The sequence below is a fragment of the Constrictibacter sp. MBR-5 genome (genome assembly GCF_040549485.1).
GTDB lineage: Bacteria > Pseudomonadota > Alphaproteobacteria > JAJUGE01 > JAJUGE01 > Constrictibacter.
Map to the genome: position 1 here is coordinate 1 of NZ_JBEPTK010000016.1, position 24189 is coordinate 24189.

General features: G+C 66.6%; 9 protein-coding genes and 1 pseudogene. 9 read left to right on the forward strand and 1 reads right to left on the reverse strand.

Annotated features, from left to right (window positions below; genetic code table 11):
* From ABIE65_RS23155 to ABIE65_RS23165, 3 genes and pseudogenes are all read left to right on the forward strand, one after another.
* Nucleotides 1-183: pseudogene (locus ABIE65_RS23155) on the forward strand (transposase); the annotation flags it as partial.
* A gap of 342 nt (nucleotides 184-525) precedes the next feature.
* Entirely contained in the window at nucleotides 526-5388 is a 4863-nt protein-coding gene (locus tag ABIE65_RS23160; RefSeq protein WP_354081065.1) for a calcium-binding protein, read from the forward strand.
* 160 nt (nucleotides 5389-5548) lie between these two features.
* Nucleotides 5549-6334, forward strand: coding sequence for a sensor histidine kinase (locus tag ABIE65_RS23165; RefSeq protein WP_354081066.1), 786 nt, complete (start codon nucleotides 5549-5551; stop codon nucleotides 6332-6334).
* A gap of 13 nt (nucleotides 6335-6347) precedes the next feature.
* Here the strand turns inward: ABIE65_RS23165 and ABIE65_RS23170 are convergent, their stop codons facing one another.
* A complete protein-coding gene (locus tag ABIE65_RS23170; RefSeq protein ID WP_354081068.1) occupies nucleotides 6348-7067 on the reverse strand; it encodes a LuxR C-terminal-related transcriptional regulator in 720 nt (239 codons plus the stop codon).
* Between the two features lie 341 nt (nucleotides 7068-7408).
* Between ABIE65_RS23170 and ABIE65_RS23175 the strand changes: the two genes are divergently transcribed.
* From ABIE65_RS23175 to ABIE65_RS23200, 6 genes are all read left to right on the forward strand, one after another.
* A complete protein-coding gene (locus ABIE65_RS23175) occupies nucleotides 7409-15070 on the forward strand; it encodes a hypothetical protein (RefSeq protein WP_354081070.1) in 7662 nt (2553 codons plus the stop codon).
* A 155-nt stretch (nucleotides 15071-15225) separates the two neighbouring features.
* Nucleotides 15226-16692 (forward strand): mannose-1-phosphate guanylyltransferase/mannose-6-phosphate isomerase, encoded by a 1467-nt coding sequence (locus ABIE65_RS23180; RefSeq protein WP_354081071.1) that lies wholly within the window; start codon nucleotides 15226-15228, stop codon nucleotides 16690-16692.
* 11 nt (nucleotides 16693-16703) lie between these two features.
* Entirely contained in the window at nucleotides 16704-18029 is a 1326-nt protein-coding gene (locus tag ABIE65_RS23185) for a nucleotide sugar dehydrogenase (protein WP_354081073.1), read from the forward strand.
* A gap of 35 nt (nucleotides 18030-18064) precedes the next feature.
* Entirely contained in the window at nucleotides 18065-20344 is a 2280-nt protein-coding gene (locus ABIE65_RS23190) for an alginate lyase family protein (protein ID WP_354081075.1), read from the forward strand.
* Entirely contained in the window at nucleotides 20341-22557 is a 2217-nt protein-coding gene (locus tag ABIE65_RS23195) for a tetratricopeptide repeat protein (protein WP_354081076.1), read from the forward strand. The genes ABIE65_RS23190 and ABIE65_RS23195 overlap by 4 nt, the downstream gene beginning before the upstream one ends.
* A complete protein-coding gene (locus ABIE65_RS23200; RefSeq protein ID WP_354081078.1) occupies nucleotides 22554-24188 on the forward strand; it encodes a glycosyltransferase in 1635 nt (544 codons plus the stop codon). The genes ABIE65_RS23195 and ABIE65_RS23200 overlap by 4 nt, the downstream gene beginning before the upstream one ends.
* Nucleotide 24189: the final 1 nt, after the last annotated feature.

The following is a 24189-nucleotide window of genomic DNA, read 5'->3' on the forward strand; positions in this document are numbered from 1 at the left end:
GCGGCGGGCGCCGAGCTGCGCTTCCTCCCGCCCTACAGCCCCGACTTCAACCCGATTGAGAACGCCTTCGCCAAGCTCAAGGAACTCCTCCGCAACGTCGTCGCACGAACCCGCGACGCGCTCTGGAACGCTGTCGCTGGCGCCATCCGGGCCTTCACGCCCGTGGAGTGCGCGAACTACTTCGTCGAACACCATCTCCTGCGCCTCGCGGGGAAAACCGCACTTCGTCTCACCCAAACACAGATCCGTCCTTGGCGTGCTGCGGGAGCAGGAGGCCGGTAGCCCGATGTGCATGTGCGCCGACGGCGCCGAATCGACCGGCAAGCCTTGTGTCTGAAGCAAAGATAATATCTTTGAAGAAGACATTGTTGCTCACCGGCCTTTGATTTTTTTAAATGCCAAACTATTGCAAATCGCGATGTTGTCAGATGCATGGGCGGATCTGTTCTTGGTGTCATATCGCGACAAGCTGGTTGGATGTTTCAAACTTTACGCATTAAGGAATCGTCAATGTTGTCGGGCTAGATGCTGGCGATCTACGGCGGCGTGCGTTTGACGGAGCGGCAGATGGCCGGCGTGACGATCGATCTCACAGACAAGACCGACTTCGTGGCGGGTACGGCGGATGACGACCTGGTCACTGCCTGGATGAGCAAGTTCAGCGGCAGCGATACCGTTCGCGCAGGGGATGGATACGACGTCCTGCGCATTCTGAACGGCAGCGCCACGTTCGGACCCGCCTATTTCGTCAATGTCACCGGAATAGACGAACTCGATCTGTCGAATGCCATCAGCAAGATCGTGCTCACCGTCGACGATGCGATGGTGGGCCAGAGCGACGCCGGCGTGCTGCGGGTCCGGCTAGGGTCCGCTCGGGTCGACAGGCTCGACAGCTCCGGGGTCACCGACCCGGCCGGGCTGATCCTCGACGGAACGGGGCCGATCACGCTGATCGACGGTCGGGACAATCGCATGAGCCTCGGCGAAGCCGGTGGGTTCGTCCAAGGTGGTACGGGCCGCGATCGCGTGGTCGGCGGCGTCGGTGACGACACGATCCGCGGCGGCGAGGGCGGCGATGCGCTCTACGGGAGTCGGGGGCGCGACATCCTGGAAGGCGAGGCCGGCGGCGATCGGCTGGAAGGTGGGGACGGTGACGACACGCTGACCGGCGGTGCCGGGGACGACGTCATGGTCGGCGGTGTCGGCGCCGAGCGGTTCGTGATCAGCTTCGCCGATGGCCAAGACCGCATCGAGGATTTCGATGCCGCCCAGGGCGATCGCCTCGTGCTGCAGGGCTTCACCACGATCAGGTCCTTCGCCGACATCGCGACGACGCAGACGGCGACGGGAGTCCTGCTGAACCTGGGCGGGGTCGGTTCGGTCGAACTGGTCGGTCGCACGGCGTCGGAGGTCCGCAGCGCCGTCCAGATCGACGGTCCGTCCGACGCTCCCGTCGCTGCCAAGCTGACGGGCGACGCCGATATTCTCAGTGGCGGAAGCGGCGACGACGTCTTCTCCGCCTATACCTCGGCCATCGGCGCCGGTGACGTGGTCAAGGCCGGTACCGGGGTCGACACCCTGAAGATCCTCAGCGGTGTCTACACCTTCGATACCGCGAAGCTTCCGACCATCCTCGGCATCGACGTGCTGGACGTCACCGCGGCGACGACGCCGAAGCTCACGATCGATCAGAGCTTCGTGGACCAATCCGACCACGGCGTGCTGACGATCCTGCACAAGGGCACGCCGTACCTGAACACGTCCGGGGTGAGCGACGCTTCGGACGTGGTTCTCGTCGGCGGCAACGGCGTGACCCTCGCGGACGGCGTGGACAATCGGGTCACCATCGGCGACGGCGGCGGCAAGGTCTATGGCGGTTCCGGCAACGATACGATCGTCGGCGGCCCCGGTGGGGACATGATGGTCGGCGGCGGCGGCGGCGACGTGCTGGTCGGCGGCCGCGGCGGCGACACGATGCGCGGCGGTACCGGTGCGGACCTGTTCGTGGTCGAAGCGGGCGCCACGTCGCTGCTCATCGAGGACTTCGACGCCAACGACACCGGCGAGCGCATCGACCTGTCCGCCCTGGGCGTCTCCGGGATGGATGATCTGGCGATCGCAGGCGACAGCGGCGGTGTCACGATCGGGGCGGCCGGCGCGGAGATCCGGCTCGCCGGTACTGCCGCGGGTGCGCTACGGAGCGACGATTTCGTGTTCGGGGCGGCCGGCTCCGGTCCTGCCGAACCTGCGCCCGAACCCGAACCTGCGCCCGAGCCCGAGCCCGAGCCCGAGCCCGAGCCCGAGCCCGAGCCCGAGCCCGAGCCGGAACGCGATCCCGTGCCGCAGGATCCGGCGGTGTTTGCGAAGCTCGGCGGCGGGACGGACAATCTCGCCGGCGGTTCCGGAAACGACGTCTTCTCCGCCTACACCTCCGCGATCGGCGCCGACGACGTAGTCAAGGCCGGAGCCGGCATCGACTCTCTGAAGATCCTCAGCGGCACCTATACCCTCGATACGGCGAAGCTGCCCGACATCACCGGCATCGACGTGCTGGACGTCACCGCAGCGACGACGCCGAAGCTCACGATCGATCAGAGCTTCGTGGACCAGTCGGACCACGGCGTGCTGACGATCCTGCACAAGGGAACGCCGTACCTGAACACGTCCGGGGTGGGCGACGCTGCCGACGTGGTCCTCGTCGGCGGCAACGGCGTGACCCTCGCGGACGGCGCGGACAATCGGGTCACCATCGGCGACGGCGGCGGCAAGGTCTATGGCGGTTCCGGCGACGACACGATCGTCGGCGGCTCCGGTGGGGACATGATGGTCGGCGGCGACGGCGGCGACGTGCTGGTCGGCGGCCGCGGCGGCGACACGATGCGCGGCGGTACCGGTGCGGACCTGTTCGTGGTCGAAGCGGGCGCCACGGCGCTGCTCATCGAGGACTTCGACACCAACAGTTCGGTGGAGCGTATCGATCTCAGTTCGCTGAACCTTTCGGGCATGCAGGATCTCACGATCATCAACGACAGCGGGGGCGCCACCGTCTCGGGCGGCGGCGTACAGATCCGGCTCGCCGGCGTGCAGGCCGACGCCGTCGCCGAGAGCGACTTCGTGTTCGGCGAGGCCGACAGGAATCCGAGCGTGATCCGGTTCGAAGCGGGCGCCTCGGTGGCCGAGATCCAGGCGACCATCCGGCACGCGGCACCCGGTACCGTCATCGAACTCGGTGCCGGCGAGTTCCGCTTCGACACGACTCTCTATATCGACCGGCCCGACATCGAACTTCGCGGCGCCGGATCGGCACAGACGAAGATCGTCTTCGACCTGGACGGCGGTGTCGAAAAGCACGGCATCGTGGTCGGCGACCAAGTCTATGCCAAGGCGGCGACGTCGGTGACGCTGAAGGCCAATGCAAAGGCCGGCGCCTCCACCGTTTCGGTGAACGATGCGGGCGGCCTGAAGGCAGGCGACTTCGTCTATTACAGCCAGGCGAACGATCAGGCGTTTTTCGACCAGGAGGGCTACGACAAGCTGAGCCCCGCCGGCACCGACCCGCTGCGTGAGGGTCTGGCGCGGATCGAAAGCATTTCCGGCAGCACGGTAACCCTTGACCGGCCTCTGGGGTTCGACCTGGCGTCCGGCAAGGCGACGGTCACGCCGATCGGCCTTCTCGAAGGCATCAAGATCGAAGGGTTTCAGATCGCCTTCACGCTGGGGGACGCCGACGCCTACGATTTCAACAATACCGAGGCCGCATTCGAGAGCGCGGGCGCACTGAAGGTCCAGAACACCTTCCGCGCCGAGGTCTCGGACATCGACGTGGTGCAGGCGCCCAGCAATGCGATCTGGTTCACCCGCGCACTCGAACTGGAGGCGAACGCCCTACGAACCGAAGGCGCGCACAACAAGGGCGGCGAGGGCAACGGCTACGGGGTCATTCTCGATGAAGTGACCGACAGCAGCATCGGCAACGTCACGTCGCTCGATATGCGGCATGCCGTCCTGTTCGGCGCCTGGAATTCCGAGTTGCGGAACGACATCCATGTCGCGCTGACCGATCGCGACATCAATTTCCACGGCGGTCCGGACCACGGGAACACCGTCGTCGTGGACAGGTCGCTCGCCGACTACACCAACAAGAGCTGGACGATCGTGAGCCGCGGCGGCGAGCTGATCCATCCGCCGACCGATCTGACCGAGAATGCGGTGTATTTCCGCGAAGCGCATGCCGGCGGCCTCAACGACTTCATGCGCGGCCATGACGACGGGTCGCGGCTCTCGGGCGGCGGCGGGAACGATACGATCACCGGCGGCGGTGGCCGCGACGTGATCTCCGGCGACCTCGGAAACGACCTCCTGGCCGGGGGCGCCGGTGCGGACCGGTTCGTCTTCACGAACGGCGACGGCTACGACACGATCCTGGACTTCGATGCGTCCGGAGGCGATGTTCTGGAACTGCGCAACTTCGCGATCGACCGGATCCAGGATGCCGGCTACCGCATCAGCGGTTCCGATCTGATCCTCGACCTGGGCGGCTCGAACGGGATCGTCCTGAAAGGGCTCGCCGGCACGAGTGTCGGAGATCTGCCCGTCGCTATCGAAGCCAGCGCGGAGACGGGGCTCTCGCTCGCCTCGTCGCCCGGAACGACCATGATGATGGGCTCCGATGCCGATGATACGTTCAGCATCTACCTGACCAACGTGGCGACGGACACCCGGATCATCGGCGGCGACGGTGACGATACGCTCTTCTTCAAGAGCGGATCCTTCACCTTCGATACCCGCAACTATAAGGGTTTTCAGGGTATCGAGACGATCGACCTGACCGGGACGACTACCCCGAAGCTCTATGTCGGCACCCAAATGGTCGATGCCGCGGACGGCGACCAGCTGGTCCTGCGGGTCGGGTCGCAGGGCTTGGAGCGACTGGAGACTGCGGAGATGCCGAGCGGGTTGAAGGTGGTTGTCGAAGGGCCGGGGCGGGTCGATCTGGGCCCCGCCGGAGCGGAAATCGAGCTGTCCCAGACGGGGAGGCATTACGTCGTCGGCGACAAGGGTAACGACATCGTCCGGGCCGGCGACGGCGGCGACCGCATCGAACTCGGGGCGGGCAACGATACGATCGTCGGCGGGCGCGGCAACGACACCATGGTCGGCGGCTCCGGCGCCGACAGGTTCGTCTTCGCGCCCGGCGGTGGCCACGACGTGATCAAGGACTGGAATGCCGTCGACGATGTCATATTCGAAGGGTACGGGGCGGGCGCCACGTTCACGAGCAAGCTCGTGAGCGGCGGATTGCTCCTTTCGCTGTCCGACGATCAGTCCATCCTGCTCTCGGGCATCACGAGCAAGGTTCTCTCTCCGAGCGATGTGGACTGGATCTGATCGCGTGGAGGGTTGCCGCGGCATGTACGGCCCGATTTGAGCACCTGTGCGGGCGGGCCACCGCATCCGCGGCCGAAGGCATCGATTCCTTGCCCGAATGGGCTAATTCGTGCGATCTTGGCAGAGGGCGAATTTGCCGCACGGGTTTCCGGGGGGAGGTATGAGCTCAAGGCAAAAGGCCAGGGGTAACCCTCTGGACTGGCCGGAACTTGTCGCCGGGGTAGGTCACGAACTGGCGAATATCGCGTGCTACGTCGCCATCGTCGTGAACGGTGGCGTCGGACGACCCGGGGGGCCTGCAGACAGCCGCCGAGGTGCGGCCGGGCCCAATCTCGAGCGTGGACTGGACCGTATCTCCAGTTTGTCCAAGTCGGTCAGCGAGATCGGTTTCGCCGGGCGCGACGCTGAGCTTCCGATGCGGCTTCTGTCGTTGCAGGACATTGCGCTTGAGGCGGTCGTCGCGGTGCGTCAGGCCGCGGAAAGCCGTGCCGTCGACGTGACGATCCGGGCTTTGCCCGGTGAGGAGCCGTCCTGCTTCGGTAGCCGGGACCTGCTGATCACGGCCGTCCGCCGTCTGCTCGACAACGCGATCCAGTACAGCGCTCGGGGTGGCAGCATCGAGGTGCGGGTCGAGGCCGACCGCGAGTCGTCGCGTCTAGTCGTTCTCGACGAGGCGATCGGGCTGGAGGCGGGTGAGGAGGAACTCGTCCTGAACCCCTTCTATCGCGGGCGTCGGCAGGTAGAGGCGACCGAGTACGGCGTGGGCCTGGGCCTGACGGTCGCCACCGTGATCGCCGCCCGGCACGAGGGGGTGATCAGAGTTGCCTGCCGTAAGGGCGCGGGCCTAGCCGTCACCCTGGAACTTCCGAGCGCGGCGCGCTCTAAGAGCAGGGCGAAAAGCGAGGCCGCAGTCCGCTCGAAACGGATGGAACTATTCCTGGTTTGAGCGTGCGCGACGGCTAGTCCGAGGCGGGAGGCTGCTCTCCCCGTTCGGCGTTCCGCCATTCGGCGACCTGAGGTGCCGCGGCGATCGCCGCTTCCGTCCGGTTGCGTACCTTCAGGCGGCGCAGGATCTCGCGGACGTGCTGCTTGACCGTATTCTCCTGAAGGCCGAGCGAGCGTCCGATCTCCTTGTTGCTCCGCCCTGCCACGAGCAATTGCAGCACCGCCCGTTGCCGCGGCGAGAAGGCGCATCTCGAAGAATGTAATTCGTTCCGTGCCATCCCCGCGTCGATCCCCGCCGGCTGAACTTGGATCGGCCCGTCGTCGGTCGGTTCGGCCTTTCGGCCGGGGGATTCCAACGACCGCTTCTGATGAAGCATGCCCATCAGCGCCGAGACGGCTTCCCGATGTTCCTGTATCGATAGACCCTTGGAGATAAAGCCGCGGGCGCCGGCGGCCAGTGCGTCCGCCATCGCGCCCGGGACGTCCGATCCCGACACCACGATCAGCGTCGCCCCGGCGCAATGCTGCGCGATGCGCCGCACGCCCTCCATCGAGTTGTTGTCCGGCAGTCCCGGATCCATCAGCACAAGATCGTAATGATAGGCGGCGACATACTGAAGTGCCTGAGACAGATAGACCGCTTCGTCGATGGTCACGTCCTCGGCCACCTGCTGCAGCATAAGCTTCGCGCCCAGCCGCGTGAGCGGATGGTCCTCGATGATCAAGAAGCGCATGCTCGGCCCCCAAGCCATTCGCGGAATCTTGATGCGTATCCGTCCCTCTTCGCTTCTGTCTCCTCTACACGGGTTCGTGAAGAGAAGTGATCGAGCAAAGTTTCTTGTCGGCGATAGCAGCTGCCTGCCACACTCGTCTGTGGGAAAGCTTACTATTGTACTCAAAACCCCTCAATAGTTTTTCTTGTGTACTACGTAGTTAGATATTTCTGCGAAAACAGTTGAAATCAGGCGATTATAGCGCGCGCCTCCTCTAAAGGATGTGATCCGTCCGGCATCTAGGTCGGTGCAACCGAGATTCGTCACGATAGGCGCCTTCGGACCCTGCTCGGGAGCGCGACGTGGCCTCGGATATCGACCTGGACGGCGACGGCATCCTCAATGCCGACGACCCTTTCGCCCTGGACCCTGAAAACGGGCTCGATGTAGTGATTGAGGCGGACAGCCCTTGGCGCCTCGACTTCGTCTCTCTCGGGCAGCTGGCCACGCCCCCTGCAACCGTCTACGAGGCCGGGTTCACCGGCCTCATGACCGTCCCCGGCGGAGCCAACGGACCCGTGAACCCGGCGCCCTCAGGGGTGGCACTGGGGCCTGCGGGGCTTACGGTCGCCGCGGTACCGGCGGGCGACGCCTATCAGAACAAGAACTCCCTCGCGCACGGCTATCAGTCCGGCATCGACGTCAGCGGCCTCGCCGCGTTCGTGGCCGGCACGCGGATCGCCAATCCGTTTCAGTTCGTCGCGCCGCAGAACTACCAGGCCCAGGGTCTCCAGATCGGGACCGGCAGCCAGGACAACTACGTCAAGCTGGCCTTCATCGCCAAAGGCGGCGCCGGCGGCGTCGAGGTCGCGTGGGAGAACGATGGCGTCGTCGCGTTCAAGCAGACCTTCACGCTCGACCTGCCGCCGGGCGTTACGCTGTCTGCGGTGGCAAACATCGAACTCGAGCTGAGCGTCGACCGACAGAGTGGAACGACCCTGGTTACGCCCCGCTGGCGTCTCTTCGACGCGAACGGCGGCCTTCTCGACGACCAGATCGACGACGCACCAGCATCTTTCGCCGTGACCGGCGCGGTAGCCGATGCGCTCGCCGGCACGCACAGCGTCGGCGGCGTGGCCAGCGGAGCGGCCGTCGGCCTCTTCGCGACGTCGGCCGGCGCCACGCCCTTCGCGGCGACGTGGGAGACCATCGAAGTTCGCGCCGCCTCCGGTGTCGACCCGCTGGACCTCGACGGGGATGGTATACTGAACGGGATCGACGCCTTCGCGGTCGATGCGAGCAACGGCGGCGGCCTGGTGATCGATTCGGATGCCGGCCTGTCGTTCGACTTCGCCGCTCTGGCAAGCGGGGGAGGCGGCGCGCCAACGCCGTATGAGGCTGGCTTCACCGGCCTGATGACAGTGCCCGCCGCGACGGCCAACGGGTTCAACAGCACCCCGCCGGGGGTCACCATCGACGCGAACGGTCTCACCATCGCGGCGGTCGCCGGCGGCGACGCCTATCAGGCGAAGAACTCGCTCGCGCACGGCTATCAGGTGGGTGTCGACGTCAGCGGCGTCCCGGCGTTCAACGCGCGTACCGTGATGGCCAATCCGTTCCAGGCGACGGCGCCGCAGAACTATCAGGCTCAGGGCCTCCAGATCGGCACCGGCGATCAGAACAGCTACCTGAAAGTGGCGCTGATCGCGAACGGCGGCGTAGGGGGCATCGAGTTCCTCTGGGAGAACGGCGGCACCGTCGCGTTCCGCAAGGTCTTCACTCTCGACCTTCCGCCCGGCACGTCCCTCGCGAACGTGATCGAGGTGGAGGTCGGGCTGGACGTCGACACGAACACCGGCTCGGTACTTGCTGCGCCCGTTTGGCGGTTGTTGGGTGTCGGCGGAAGCGTGTTGGACGACAGCACCGACAACGGCGTCACGCCGATCGCCGTGACGGGTGCGGTCGCTGCGGCCGTGAACGGAACCTACACCATCGGCGGCGAGGCAAGCGGTCTCGCCGTCGGGCTGTATGCGACGTCCTCTGGCGCATCGCCGTTCGCGGCGACGTGGAAGACGCTGGCCGTGGACGCGCAAGTCGGTGCCGACAGCTTCGACCTCGACGGGGACGGCATCCTCAATGCCGTTGATCCTTTCGCACAGGACGCGAGCAACGGCCTAGTTGTCGTGATCGACGAGAATACCGGCCTGTCGCTCGATTTCGTCGAGATCGGCGCCGCCAGCGTGGTGGCGTTGACCCCGTACGAAGCCGGATTCACGGGTCTGGCGACGGTACCCGGCTCGAGTGCGCACGCCTTCGACGACGGTCCGTCGGGCGTCGCCGTTACGGCCGGCGGTCTACGGATCGCGGCGGTTCCGACAGGCGACTCCTATCAGGCGAAGAACTCGCTCGGCCACGGCTATCAGTTCGGCGTCGACGTCAGCGGCGTGGCCGCATTTCAGGCGCGCACCCTGATGGCCAATCCCTTCCAGGCGATCGTTCCACAGAACTACCAGGCGCAGGGGCTGCAGATCGGAACCGGCGACCAGAACGCCTACGTCAAGGTCGCGCTGATCGCCAACGGCGGCTCCGGTGCGATCGAGGTCCTCTGGGAAAACGAGGGATCGGTCGCCTACCGCAACGTCTATTCGCTGAACCTCGGTGCGGGCAAGACGTTCGCCGACGTCGCGGAGGTCCAACTCGGCCTGGAGGTCGATACCGCCTCGGGGGTGGCGATCGTCGCGCCGACTTGGCAGCTGCTGAGCACCAGCGGCAGTGTCCTCGACGACCAGAGCGACAATGTGGTCCTGCCGTTCGCGGTAACGGGTGCCGTGGCGGCCGCCATCGAGGGGAGCTATGCGGTGGGTGGCGCCGCGAGCGGCCTCGCCGTCGGTCTCTATGCGACGTCGGCGGGAACCACCCCGTTCGCGGCGACCTGGAAGACACTCGGTGTGTCGGCTACGGACGGATTCGGCAGCCTTGATGTCGACGATGACGGGATCCTGAACGGCGCCGACGCATTCGTGCAGGATGCGTCGAACGGTGCCGACTTCGTGATCGCGCCGGGCCACGGTCTTTCGCTGAACTTCGCGGCCCTCGGCGCTTCCGGCGCCGCGACGCCATACCAGGCCGGCCTGACCGGCCTGATGGCCGTTCCGGGCTCCGCGCTGAACGGTTTCGATTCGGCGCCCAACGGTGTGGTAGTCGATGCGGCCGGCCTGACCGTCGCGGCCGTTCCGAGCGGCGATTCGTATCTGGCGAACAACAGCTTGGTCCACGGCTATCAGGTCGGCGTGGACGTCAGCGGCACGGCCGCATTCGTGGCCCGTACGACCATCGCCAATCCCTTCACCGGGGTGGTGCCGCAGAGCTATCAGGCCCAGGGGCTCCAGATCGGCACGGGTGATCAGGACAGCTACGTGAAGATCGCCTTTATTCCCCAGGGCGGCATCGGCGGCGTCGAAGTGCTCTGGGAGAACGCGGGCGTAGTCGAAGTGCGCCAGATCTACGCGATCACGCTGCCCCCTGGCCTGACCCTAGCCGACGTGGCGACCGTCGATTTGGGCCTGGAAGTCGATACGAGTACCGGCACGCCGCTCGTCCTCCCCAACTGGCGGCTGTTCGATGCCGGCGGCACGTTGCTCGACGATGATACCAGCGACGCGACCGCGCCGTTCGCGGTGACCGGCGCGGTCGCCGACGCCATCGCAGGAACCTACAGTATCGGTGGAGTCGACAGCGGCCTGGCCGTGGGCCTCTACGCCACGTCGGCTGGTGCCACGCGTTTCGAAGCCACGTGGAAGACGCTGTCGCTCGACGTCAGCGAAGGCTTCGGGCGGTTCGACCTCGACAGCGACGGGCTGCTGAACGGCGAGGATTCCTTCGCCCTCGATGGGGCGAACGGGTTCGCGAACGTCGTGACCCAGGACGACGCCTTCAGGCTCGACTTCGGCGCGATCGCCGCGGCCGCGGGGGGCGCCATGACGCCCTACGAGGCGGGGCTGTCCGGGCTCATGACCGTGCCGGGCACGATCAACAACATCTTTCAGCAGAATCCGAGCGGCGCGACCGTGACCGCCCAGGGGCTGACCGTGGCGGCGGTGCCGACCGGGGATCTCCATCAGGGCAAGAACTCCCTGGCGCACGGCTATCAGGTCGGCGTCGACGTGACGGGCGTGCAGGCCTTCGAGGTGCGCACCGTCGTGGAAAACCCCTTCCGCGATACCGCACCGACGAACCATCAGGCGGTCGGCCTGCAGATCGGCTCCGGCGATCAGAACGCGTATGTGAAGCTGGCCTTCATCGCCAAGGCCGGGCCGGGCGGCATCGAGGTTCTGTGGGAAGAGGACGGGGCCGTCGCGTTCCGTCAGTCCTTCACGCTCGACATGCCGCTTGGCTTCTCTCTCGCGGACGTCGCCGACATCGAACTGACCCTTCACGTCGACACCAGCACCGGCGAGACCATCGTCACCCCGGAATGGCGTCTCCTCGGCGAGACGGGCGGTCTGATCGACAGCAACATCGACGATGCGGTCGTCCCCTTCGCGGTAACCGGCAAGGTCGCCGAGGCGATCGCCGGTACCTATACGATCGACGGCGTCGCCAGCGGGCTGGCGGCGGGCCTTTATGCCACGTCCGCGGCGACCGTCCCGTTCGAGGCGACCTGGAAGAGCCTGGACGTCGAATATTCCGAGCCGATCGTTCCGCCCTACGCCTTCTCGCAGTTGCTCCTGACGGGCACCGACGGGCTCGCCAATCCCACCTCGCTGGAATTCGGCCCGGACGGCCGGCTCTACGTCGCGGAGCGGTTCGGCGGCGTCTGGTCGTATGAGGTGGAGAAGATCGGCGACGGCTACAACGTGATCGACGCCCAGTATATCGACCTCGTCAAGAACATGCCCAACCACGACGATTCGGGCAATCTCGCCAGCGTGGTCGGACGCCAGACGACGGGTCTTCTCGTGGCCGGCACGGCGGAGAACCCGATCCTCTACGTCTCGTCCAGCAATCCGGTCGTCGGCGGCGGTCCGGCGGGGCTGGACAAGAACATCGACACGAACTCCGGCGTGGTCAGCCGGCTCACCTGGAACGGTTCGGCGTGGGAGAAGGTCGACATCGTTCGCGGCCTGCCGCGGTCGGAGGAGAACCACTCCGTCAACGGGATGGTGCTCGACGGCGACACGCTCTACGTCACCGTCGGCGGCAACACCAACCAGGGCTCGCCCTCCAGCAAGTTCGCCTTCCTGAGCGAGTACGCCTATTCGGCGGCGGTGCTGAAGGTCGACCTCGCCGCCATCGACGCGATGGAAGTGAAGGGCGCGGGTACGGCCAACCCCTGGATCTACGACCTGCCGACGGTCGACGATCCCACCATCGCCAATATCGACACGAACAACGACGGCATTCCCGACGACGACCCGAACGGCGTGTTCGGCGGCAATGACGGCCTGAACATGGCGAAGATCGTGCCCGGCGGCCCGGTTCAGATCTTCGCCACCGGCTACCGCAACCCGTACGACATCGTGAGGACGGAATCCGGCAAGATCTATGTGGTCGACAACGGCGGAAACGCGACCTGGGGTGGCGTTCCGCTCTACGACGGCAATGGCCGGGCGACCAATCAGCCCAACCCCAACGAGAACTCCGTCTCCCAGGACAGCCTGCATCTCGTGGCGGAGGGCAGTCATGGTGGGCACGCAAATCCGACGCGTGGCAATCCCGAAGGGGCCGGCCTCTATCTGGGGGCGGACGGCGTTACCGGCTGGGTGACCGATCCGTCGGGCCTGCCGATCGACTGGTCGTCGGTGACGGGCGGTCTGTCGTTCGAGAACGACAACATTTCCCGCAAGGCCATCGTCGACAGCGAAGGCAGGCCGATCCCCGGCACCGAGAACGACGGCTCGCTCTGGGCGTTCTCCGCCTCGACCAACGGCCTCACCGAGTACACCGCGTCCGAATTCGACGGCGCGATGCAGGGCTACCTCGTCTCCGCCAGCTACGACGGCCGGCTCGCGCTCATCAAGCTGGATCCGACGGGCACCTTCGCCGAGGACGTCGACTATCTGCAGGTGCTGCTGGGCAACACGGTGCCGCTCGACGTCGCCGCCCAGGGCGATACGGATCCGTTCGCCGGCACCATGTGGGTCGCCAACATCGGCAGCAGCCAGATCGTCATCATGGAGCCGACGGAACCGGGCTCCGTCATAATCGATCCGTCGATCGCCGCCGACGTCGACCAGGACGGCGTCGCCAACATCAGCGACGCCTTCTGGCGCGATCCGAACAACGGCATGGGGACGACCTTTTCGGCCGGCGAGACCGTCGTGTGGGATTTCGCGCGCGACGCGAGCAATCCGCCGCCGCTCGGGCCGATCAGCATCTTCGGACTGGGCTTCACGGGGATAATGTACAACGGCTCCAACAAGCCCACCGAGCTGTACAATCCCGACAACATCCTGCCCTCCGGCGCCAATCCGGTCTTCCAGGTCAACTTCGTCAGCGAGGGGGAGGCCAACGGCGGCGCCAACAACCAGGAGAACGCCTTCCAGTTCGGCGTCAGCTTCGACGACAGCGTTCACGGCGCGCTGATCTCGTCGGTCATCGACAACCCGTTCGATTCGACGACTCCGGCGCAGTACCAGTCCCAGGGTATCTTCATCGGGACCGGCAGCCAGTTCGACTACATCAGCGTCGCCGCCTCCCAGCACCAGGGCGGGTCGATCGAGGTGAAGCAGGAGGTCGACGACGTCGTCGTCTATCGCAAGCTCTACAATATCCCCGAGCTCTTCGAAACGACCGAGATCCAGCTCGACTTCGAGGTGAATACCGACACCGGCGCGGTCCGGCCGCGCTGGAGCTACACCCTGAACGGCGAGACCTTCTCGGGCGCGGGCGAGCAGTTCCTCGCGATCGGCGATACGCTGGACGCCATCCAGGGGTCCTACACGCAGGCCCGCAACCTGCCGGGCACGACCGGCAACGTCGCGTCCGGCCTCGCGGTGGGGATCATCGGCTCGTCCGTAGGGCCTGCCGAGGAATTCACCGCTTCCTGGGCGGACATCACGGTCACCGCGCTCGCCGACGCGCCACCCGCACCGACACCGTCGGCCTTTCTGGGGATAACCCTAAAGAATGTGCTCGGCACCTCTTCCTTCACGAGCAACTCTTTCGAGTTGGTGAACCTGCCGGACAGCGGCCCCGACCTTCTGAGCGTCACGATCGACACCAGCACGGCAATTCTGCCGCAGATGGTGTTCGACCCCCTGGGGACTGCCGGCGACGCCGCGACCCCGAAGCCCTTCACGATCGACACCAAATACGGCTCCTTCGCGGCAACGGCTAGTTACGAGGACCCGCTCGACGGCGGATTCCAGACCCTCCGGATCAACCTGGACGAGTTCGGCGCAGGTGAGCGGCTGAACTTCTCGATCGACGCCGATCCCTCGAACATCAAGGGCGTCGCGCCCCCCGGACCCGCGGACACGGGCGCCGTTTCGGGGCTCGAACTGGCAGGATCCACCGTGACGATGACGTTCGCCGACGGCACGGAAGCCACCACGCGGCTGTTCAAGGACCCCGCGAAGCTCGCCGGCGGCAGCGCCGTGGTCCGCAGCGATCTGCCGCCGGCACCCGTCGTCGACGTCGACGGTTTCGAGTGGGGGGACACCGTATCGACCGCGGCCCACACCGTGTTCGTCGATGGAACGCCGGGCACCACCGTGCGCGTGGTGGTCGCCGAAGGCGGCCTCTACCTGGACGGGGTGCCGCCGGGCGGTCCCGCCCCCGAGGGGGCGAACACCTTCCTGGACGTCCGGCAATACGACGTCGCCATCGGCACGAACGGCACGGGTGCGGTCGATGTGCTGCTGAGCGATGCGGACGGCGCCGCGGGTACACAAACGGGTTGGAACTACATCTTCGCGGCGGAGCGGGATCCGGATGCGCTGTTCGATGGAATCCAGCACCTAGGGCCTAGCTCCGATGGATTCTTGCTGCACTACCAAGCAAATGATCTCCTCGGGATATAGGTGAACACGGCGGTCGAGTTCGGTGTATCGAAGTAAATCGCGGTATGGCCGCTTCGTTACATCGATTTGACCGTCCCACACTGCCTGATGTTCTGGTGTTGAGTTCTGTCAGGCTGCTTTCGGCTGAACCGACCTCGCCTTCGGAGGCTCTATAAATGCCGGATACGATCGATCGATTTGGCGATTCCCGGATCACGCCCGTGCTGCTGTCCAGCGACAGCAGCTCACGGCTCTGGCCGTTGGCGCGTCAGTCCTACCCGAGTCAGTTCATGTCCCTGTCTCGGGAGGGCTCCAACATTCAGCACGTCGCAGGCCTCGTCGCCGATCCGGCACTCTACCGCAAGCCGGTGGTCGTCTGCGGCGACGACCAGCGCTTCTTCGTCGCCGACCATCTGCGTGGTCGGGGGGCGCGGATAATCCTCGAGGCCGTCACACGGGACACGGCGCTTCCGATCGGGGTCGCGGCGCTGCACGTTGCGGCCACCGACCCCGAAGGGGTCCTTCTGGTGCTCTCAGCCAACCACCAGATCGCCGGAAAGCCGGCATTCGCGAAAGCGGTCGAGACCGCAACTCGTGCTGCCCGCGCGGGTTGGATGGTCACGCTCGGGGTCCCGCCGATCTGGCCGGAGAGGGACTATGGCTACGTCCTGTCCGGTGAAGCCATTCCGGGCGTCGAAGGCGCCGACGCGATCGCCTGCTTCGTCGAGAAGCCGGATGGCGAGTGTGCCGCCAAGTTCCTGGGCGACGGGCGCTATCTCTGGAACACGGGCATCCTGATCGCGACGGCATCCACGGTGCTGGACCAACTCGGCGTCTACGCGCCGGAAGCGCTCGATGCCGCACGGGACGCTTACGAGGGGGGCGTCGAGGATCTGGACTTCTTCCGTCTCGACCAGGCGGCGTCGGTACGGGCGCCCGCGGTTTCGTTCCAGACGGCCGTCTTTCAGAGTTGCGCGCGCAATGCGCTCGTCAAAGCCGACCTGGAATGGAGCGACTTCGGCTCCTGGGGTGCGCTGTGGCGCCGGCAGCAGCGCGACGATCGCGGCAACGTCACCAGCGGCGACATCGTCTGTGCCGACGTGGAGCGCAGCTATCTCCATTCCGACGACATGCTGGTTGCCGCACTCGGCGTGCGCAATCTGGTCGTCATCGCGACAGGAGACGCGCTGCTGGTCGCGGACCGGGATCGGATGAGCGAGGTCGAGGATCTCGTCGTCCGGCTGAAGGCGGAAGGCCGGCAGGAAGCGTTCGAGCACAAGCGGGTCTATCGGCCGTGGGGCTACTACGAGTCGATCTCGTCCGGCAGCCGCTACCAAGTGAAGAAGCTCTGTGTGAAACCCGGCGGCAAGCTGAGTCTCCAAAGTCACAATCACCGGGCCGAACACTGGACCTGCGTCAGCGGCACCGCGATCGTGACCATCGATGGAAACCGCCAAATATTTGGAGAAAACGAGTCGACCTATATTCCTCTCGGGGCTGTTCATAGGTTGGAAAATCCCGGGAAGATCGACTTGATGATCATCGAAGTGCAGTCCGGGTCGTACCTCGGAGAAGACGATATCATTCGCTACGAGGATATCTACGCGCGGACTGCATCCTCTCAACTGACGCCCGTACGATAGGAATCGGAAACATGCAGGTAAGCATTTTCGGAGCGGGGTATGTCGGCTCCGTGTCGGGCGCGTGTCTGGCCAAACTCGGCCATGGTGTGACGTTGGTCGACGTCGATCCGCACAAGGTCGGCATGATTCACCGCGGCAAGGCGCCGATCGTGGAGAGCGGCCTGCCCGAGATGATCGCCGAAGGCGTGTCGTCCGGCCGGCTGACGGCCACGACCGATGCCGACGCGGCGGTGCGCGGCAGCGACGTAAGCATCATCTGCGTCGGCACGCCGAGCATGGCGAATGGCGATCTGGATCTTTCCTATGTCCGGCGGGTCTGCCAGCAGATTGGTGAGGCCATCGCCCGCAAGCCCGAGACCGGCGGATCGCGTCACGCCGTCGTCGTGCGGAGTACCATGCTGCCGGGTTCCGTGCGCGGCGTCGTCGTTCCGACGCTGGAGAAGAGTTCGGGCCTCGAGGCGGGCAGGCACTTCGTGATCGGGATCTATCCCGAATTCCTGCGGGAGAGTTCGGCGATCGACGACTTCTTCAATCCCGCGATCACCGTGTTCGGTGCGGACGGTCCGGAGATCGTGTCGGTCCTGCGCCAGCTGACCCACGGTATCGCGTCCGAGGAGGTGGTGGTCGCCGTCCAGACCGCCGAGGCAATCAAGTACGCTAACAATGCCTGGCACGCCGTCAAGATCACCTTCGCGAACGAGATCGGCAACATCTGCAAGGCGGCCGACATCGACGGCCACGAAGTGATGCAGGTGGTCTGCAAGGATACCCGGCTGAACATTTCGCCGGCCTATCTTCGGCCGGGCTTCGCCTTCGGTGGCTCCTGCCTGCCCAAGGATCTCCGGGCGCTGCGCCGCAAGGCAATGTCACTCGACGTCGCGACTCCGCTGTTCGACGCCACGATGCGCGCGAACGAAAGCCAGATCCGGGCGGCGTTCGACATGGTCGAGCGGACCGGCAACCGGCAGGTCTCGATGCTCGGCCTGACGTTCAAGACAGGCACCGACGATCTCCGCGAGAGCCCGCTGGTCGAGCTGGCGGAACGCCTACTGGGCAAGGGCTACGAACTCAAGATCTACGACCAGGACCTGAAGACGGGGATGCTGATCGGAAGCAACCTGGAGTACGTGACGTCCAGGCTGCATCACCTCTCGGAACTCGTCGCCCCGGAGCTCGACGACGCGCTGAACCACGGCAAGACGATTGTGGTGGGCAAGAGCGATCCGGAAGTCCGCAAGGCGTTGATTCGACCGCGCCCGGAGCAGCACGTCATCGACCTCGTCCGATACAACCCGCAGATGCGGACGAACGGTCGGTACGAGGGCATCTGCTGGTAGGTCGCGGGTCGCGCAAGGCCGCCGGAGCAGAAGGCATGCGCACTACCGCTTTGCTCTTCCCGATGCTCGCCGCGGTGGCGGCTGCGACGTCGGCTGCCGTGAATGCGGCGGGTGCAGCTGAGGTCGAATCGCGAATTCTGGCAATCGAAACCACGGATCGGTCGATGTGGATTCCAGCCTACAGCCGCCTTCTCCAGGACGTGACGAAGCCTTCGGCGACGGGCGTGTCCGCCGTGCCGGGCGGCCGGGAGGCCGGCGAGGTCGCGCTGAGGCTGCTCGACGTGGTCCTTGCCGGGACCGACCGCGGGACCGTCGATCTGGCGGAGACCGTGCGGGCGATCCCGGTGCCGGAACTGCGTGCGGCGGGGTTCGTCGCCCTGGCGCGCGACACGGGCACGACGGAGTGGCTGCACGCCGCTCTCGATGCCCTCGCGGGGGAGGCCGGCGCGACGCCGGCCGGGCAGAACATGACGGCCGCCGTGGCCGACGCCGCGCTTTCCCTCGGCGATCGGGCGATGGCGGAAGCGGCCATGGCGAACCTCGCGCCGGGACAGGTCCGCGCTTCGGTCGCCTCGCGGCTGGCCCGGGCGCGCGGGATCGATCCAGCCGCCTTTGCGGATTGGGCGGAAGAGGTCGAGAGACTGGCCGAGGGGGGCGACCTGCGCGCGGCTGTCGACCTCGCGATTGCCGCGGATGCCCGCGAGGCACACAAGAGGCGGGACGGGCTGCTCCGCGATCTCGCGACGGAGGTGCTGGACTTGGGCGACCTCCCGACGGCCCTGAGGGCCGCCGAGGCGATCTACGCGCCGCGCATGCACGGCCTCGCGGTCCGGGACATGGTGAAGGATCTTCTCGCCGCGGGGCGCTCGGATGACGCGGTCCGGATCGCCCGCGGCGTTCGCGAGCCGAAGAGTGCGAGCGCGATCTGGCTCGCGCTGGCCGAGCCAGACATGCCGGAGGCCGATCGCCGGGAGCGGCTGGAGTGGGCGTACGATCATGCCCGCCGTGTTCCGGAAGCACTTTCGCGGGACGACTACACTGCCGACGTGCTGAAGCGGGCCGCCGAAAGAGGTTGGTACGACGCCGCGCTGTCCAGGATTTCCTGCATCGGCAGCGACGCGCAGCGCGACCGCGTCGTCGAGGCGGCCGAGAAGCGCGCGAAATCGCCGGGCGGATATCGCGGGGCCGACGCTCTGTCGCTGGCCGACTGCGCTGTCGCCCCGGCCGCGCCCGTGCCGTCCGTCCGCACCGTCTCGCCGCGGCGCGGCATCGTCGATGCGTCGGCACGCCGTGCGGCCTTGCGGCGGGCAGGGGACGCCGCCGGCGCCGCTTTCTGCGATGCGGCGGATGTCGAGATTGATCCGGACATGGAGGTGCTGGACGGCCTTCGCGGCACGTCCGGCTACGGATCCGATCAGCGGGCGGAGAGTTTCTCCTGGACCGTCATGGTGCTGGCCGGTCGCCACCTTGCGGGTCACGCGGCCTCCGGCGACGCCCTGGCGAAGCTGATGGTCCGGTGGGCCGAAGCGCGCGCGCTGGAAGCGACGGAAGTGTCGCATGATGCGTATTACGCCCTGAAGCGGCTCCTCCTGCCAACGATCGTCGCCTTCACACTTCTCGACGGCCGGATGGCGGCGGACGACGCCGCGAAGGTCGGGCGTTGGCTCGACGGGCTGGTCCGGCGCATCGACCACCGGTTCGACGGCGAGGTCGACCGCAACAATCATCGCTATCTCGCCGACAGCGTGCAAATGGTCTGGGGCAGCTGGATCGGCGACGCGGAACTCTTCAATCGCGGTATCGCGGCGCTGGATATGGCGCGGCGCGACATCCGGCCGGACGGGAGCCTTCCGCTGGAGGTTCGGCGCGGGGCTCGCGCGCTCTGGTACATGCGGCAGTCGGCATCGAGCTTTACGGTGATGTCGGCAGCGCTGCGCGCGCAGGGATTCGCCGAACTGGCGAGGATGTACGAGGAGGCTCTGCTCCTCCCGGTCATGTCCTTCATCGTCGACGGTGCGCGCTACCCGACGCACCTGCTGCCCTACGTCGCCGAGAACTACATCGCCGGTCCGTCGCAGGACTACTTCGTGCAGGACGCCGGCTACCTCGATCGCCGCGGCCACGGGCGCCATTACATGGCCTGGGTCGAGCGTGCGGCCGGGACCTTTCCCGAAGCGGCCGGCGCGGCCCGCATGCGTCTGCTCGCCGAACGGGAGGTGCTCCCGGAGCGGCCGCTGATCGACGAGTTCTCGGCCGGCAACGCCACCTGCTTCTGGGCGAGCACGGCAACCAACCTGCAGGGAGTGGGACGGTGACGACACGCATCCGGATCGCGCCGCATGTTCGCATGGCCGGCGCCTCGTGCTTGCTGGTTCTGGGCGCCGCCACGGCCTCCTACGCCTCCACGGCCGTGGAGGCCCAGGACATCCCCGTGCTCCGGCCGGCCCAGGCGGACTACGCGAAGATATGCGTGCCGCCCACGCGCCTGGCGATCCCGACCGCGGTCGACTGGTCGCGCTGGACGCCCGACTCCAAAGGGGCATCTCCGGCGGAAGCGCTGGCATTCGCCCGCGAGACCCTGTCGGCCCGCGCGACGGACGACGACAACGACATCGCCAGGAGAGTTCTGGAATCGTTGGTGAAGAGCGTGCCGGCCGAGCGGGCCGCGGCACTCTACGAACTCGCCGCCGCCGACCTTGCCGGGACGAACACTGCCACCGAGCAGACGGTCAAGCGGCTGAGGCGGGCGCTCGCCCTTGGGTACCGCCGGGCCGCCATGCTGCTCGGGCCGATATACGAGAACGGACTCGCGGGACAGGCCGTCGATCTCGCCCAGGCGGAGCTGTTCTACAAGCTGGCCGTCCAGGCGCGGCTCGAAGGCGGCGCCCTGAAGCTCGCGGCACTGGCGACGCAGAAGCGCCGGCCCGAGGAGGCGCGGCAGTGGATAGCGCTCGCGCAGCAGATGATGGGCGCGCGCCTCGGGGCCGGCGACTGTTCGCAACTCTCGGCGATGGCGACGCTGTATCTCGACGGAAAGCTCCTGCCGCGCTCGCCCACGATCGCCGCCGAATGGCTGGAGGCCGCGCGGGTCGCGGGCGATGCGCGCGCATCGCGCCTCCTCGGCGAACTGCTTCTGTCCGGCGATGGCGTGCCCCAGGACATCGCGCGCGGGCTGGCGTTGCTGGAGGCGGCCGCCGACGGTGGCGACCTGGCGTCGATCGTGGCACTGGGCCGCTGGTACCGCGGCGATTACGGCGCGACGCCCGATCCGCAGCGCGCACGCGCGCTGTTCGAGAGGGCGGCGGCTGCGGTCCCGCCGGACACCACGGCGCTGATGGAACTCGCGCGAGCCTATCGTGACGGCCTGGGCGGCGCGCCCGACGCCGCCGCGGCGGAGCGGACGTTCGCGCGGGCCGCCGACCTGGGCAGCGTGGCGGCGATCCGTGAACTCGCCGGCCTGGCGTTCAACAGCGATCCGCCGCAGGTCGAGCGCGCCCTGGGGCTGTTGCGGAAGGCGGCCGCTGCGCGGGATCTGGCCGCGGCGGCCATGCTGGGCCGGTGGCTGCTGAGCCATTCCTTCACGCCCGATGCGTTGGCGGAAGGGGTCGACTGGCTGGGGAAGGCGGCGGCGCAGGGCCACGTCGGATCGGCGAAGGCGCTCGCGCGGCACCATGCTGCGAGGCTGGATATGGCCGCCGCCGCGCGCTACTGGCAGATGGCGGCCGACATGGAGGATCCCGAGGCGCTGGTGGAACTGGCGGCGCTCCGCTTTCGCGGCGCCGTCCCGGCGACCGGCGACGGTCCCGAGCGCCTGATGCAGCGCGCGCTAGCGGCTTCCGAGACGCAGCCCTGGGGGTTCGTCGCGGTCGGCCGTGCGCTCCGTTCCGGCTGGCTGGGACAGCCCGATGCCGCTGCCGGCTTCGCGATGTTTCGCCGTGCCGCCGACCGGGACGATCCGTCCGGCCTCCGCGAAACCGGCGAAGCGCTCGCCGTCGGCGACGGCACCGAGCGGGACGCGGCGGAGGGCTGGCGCCTTCTGGAAAAGGCATCGAACATGGGCGACGCTGGCGCCCGGATTGCGCTCGCCCGCGGCCTGGCGGCCGGCTGGTTCGGCGATCCGGACCCCGAAGGGGCGCGTGAACGGCTGGAGGCCGCGGCGACCGCCGGCGTTCCCGGAGCCTTCGGCGAGTTGGGTTCCCTCTACAGTCGCGGCGCCTTCGGCGATGTCGATCCGGCTGCCGCCGTGGAATGGTGGCGCAAGGCGGCGATGGCCGGCGACGCCGAGGCCATGCGCGAACTCGCCAACGCCCACGCCATCGGTTTCGGCGCGGACATCGACCCGCGGGAGTCGGTCGCCTGGCTCGAACGCGCTGCAGGCCGCGGCGATCCGGATGCCATGCGCCGCCTCGCCTATGCCTATCACGCCGGTGTCGGCGTGGAGCCAGACAAGGCGAAGGCGGAGCACTGGACGACGATGGCGCGCTTCAGCGCCCCGCTCCCGACCGTCGAGGAGCCCGTCGCGCAATGAACGCGAACCCCGGCATCTATCCTCTGCCACCGCCGGAGCCCGAGCCCTGGGCGATGCGCGCGCGCGCGTTCCGCGTCGTCGACGAGGCGCTGAGCCGGGAGCCTTATCAGGCCTGGGGGATGACCTCCTACTTCGCCTTCGTCCTTCTGGTCGGTTTCGGTCTCATCACCGCGCCGCCCTGGATCTTCAATCCCTACAGCACCTATTTCCTGTTCGTCATCGGCGCGATCGGAATCTGGCGCTACAGTTGGGGCGCCCTGCACGTCGTCCGCTCGCTGATCTACCGGAAGATCGTGTTTCCGAAGTGGCGCCGCGCCGTCGCCCGGCTTCCGGACGGCGGGCACCCCTCCGAGGTCTTTCTCCTCGTCACGAGCTTCCGGATCGACCCGGAAGTATCGCGGCTGGTGTTCGGCTCCGTGATCGCGGAAGCCATCCGTTACGGCCGGCCCACCACCATCGTCGCGTCCATCGTCGAGGGTGCGGAGGAGAGGCTCGTCCGCACGGTCTTCGAGTCCTTCGAGCCGTCCCCGGACATTCGGCTCTGCATCGTGCGGATCGCCGGCAAGGGAAAGCGTGCCGGGCTCGGGTACGGCTTCCGCGCGATTTCGGCGCTCCACCCGGCGCAGGATGCGGTGGTCTGCGTGATCGACGGCGACACGATGCTCGAACGGAACCTGCTCGCCGACACGCTGCCCTTCTTCAAGCTCCGCCCGAACGCCGCCGCCCTGACCACGGACGAGATCTGCGACGTGCGCGGCAGCGCGATCTATCGCGAATGGTACAATCTCCGGTTCGCGCAGCGTCAGATCTACATGTCCTCCGTGGGACTGTCGCGCCGGGTCCTCACCCTGACCGGCCGCATGTCGGCTTTCCGCGCGTCGATCGTCACCGATCCGAGCTTCATCCGTCAGGTCGAGAACGACGAGATCGAGCACTGGCGCTTCGGCCGAATCAAGTTCCTGACGGGGGACGACAAGTCCAGCTGGTTCTGGATCCTGAGCCGCGGCTACGAAATGCTCTACGTGCCGGACGCCCGTATCCGGACCGTGGAGGATCCGCCGTCCGACAACTTCATTGCGGGCGCTACGGTCCTGATGACCCGCTGGTTCGGCAACATGCTGCGCACCAATGGCCGTGCCATCGCGCTCGGGCCGAAGCCGATGGGGCTCTACACTTGGTGGTGCATCGTCGATCAGCGGGTCACCATGTGGACAACCCTGATCGGCCCGATCGCGGCAATATTGATTGCGTGTTTCTTTCAGTACAGTTTTGCATATCTCTATTTGCTCTGGGTCGCCTGCAGTCGTCTCGTCCAGACGACTGCGCTACTCACGGCCAGGGATCGTGTCTCCGGCTGGTATCCTTTCTTGATGTATTTCAACCAAGTCTACGGTGCGATTATAAAGACATATATTTTGTTCAGACTCGATAAGCAAAAATGGACGAGGCAGAAAACATCCCTGAAGAGTGATCGGTCCGCGTGGTCCACGCTGGCGGCGAAATACAACAATCGGCTGGCGCATGTGGTCTGCGTATCGATGTTGGGCACCTTCGTTGGCGCAATGATCGGTCTCCTTCACGTGCCGAATACCGCGACCGTCGGAATGATATTGGGGAGTGTCTTCAAGTGAA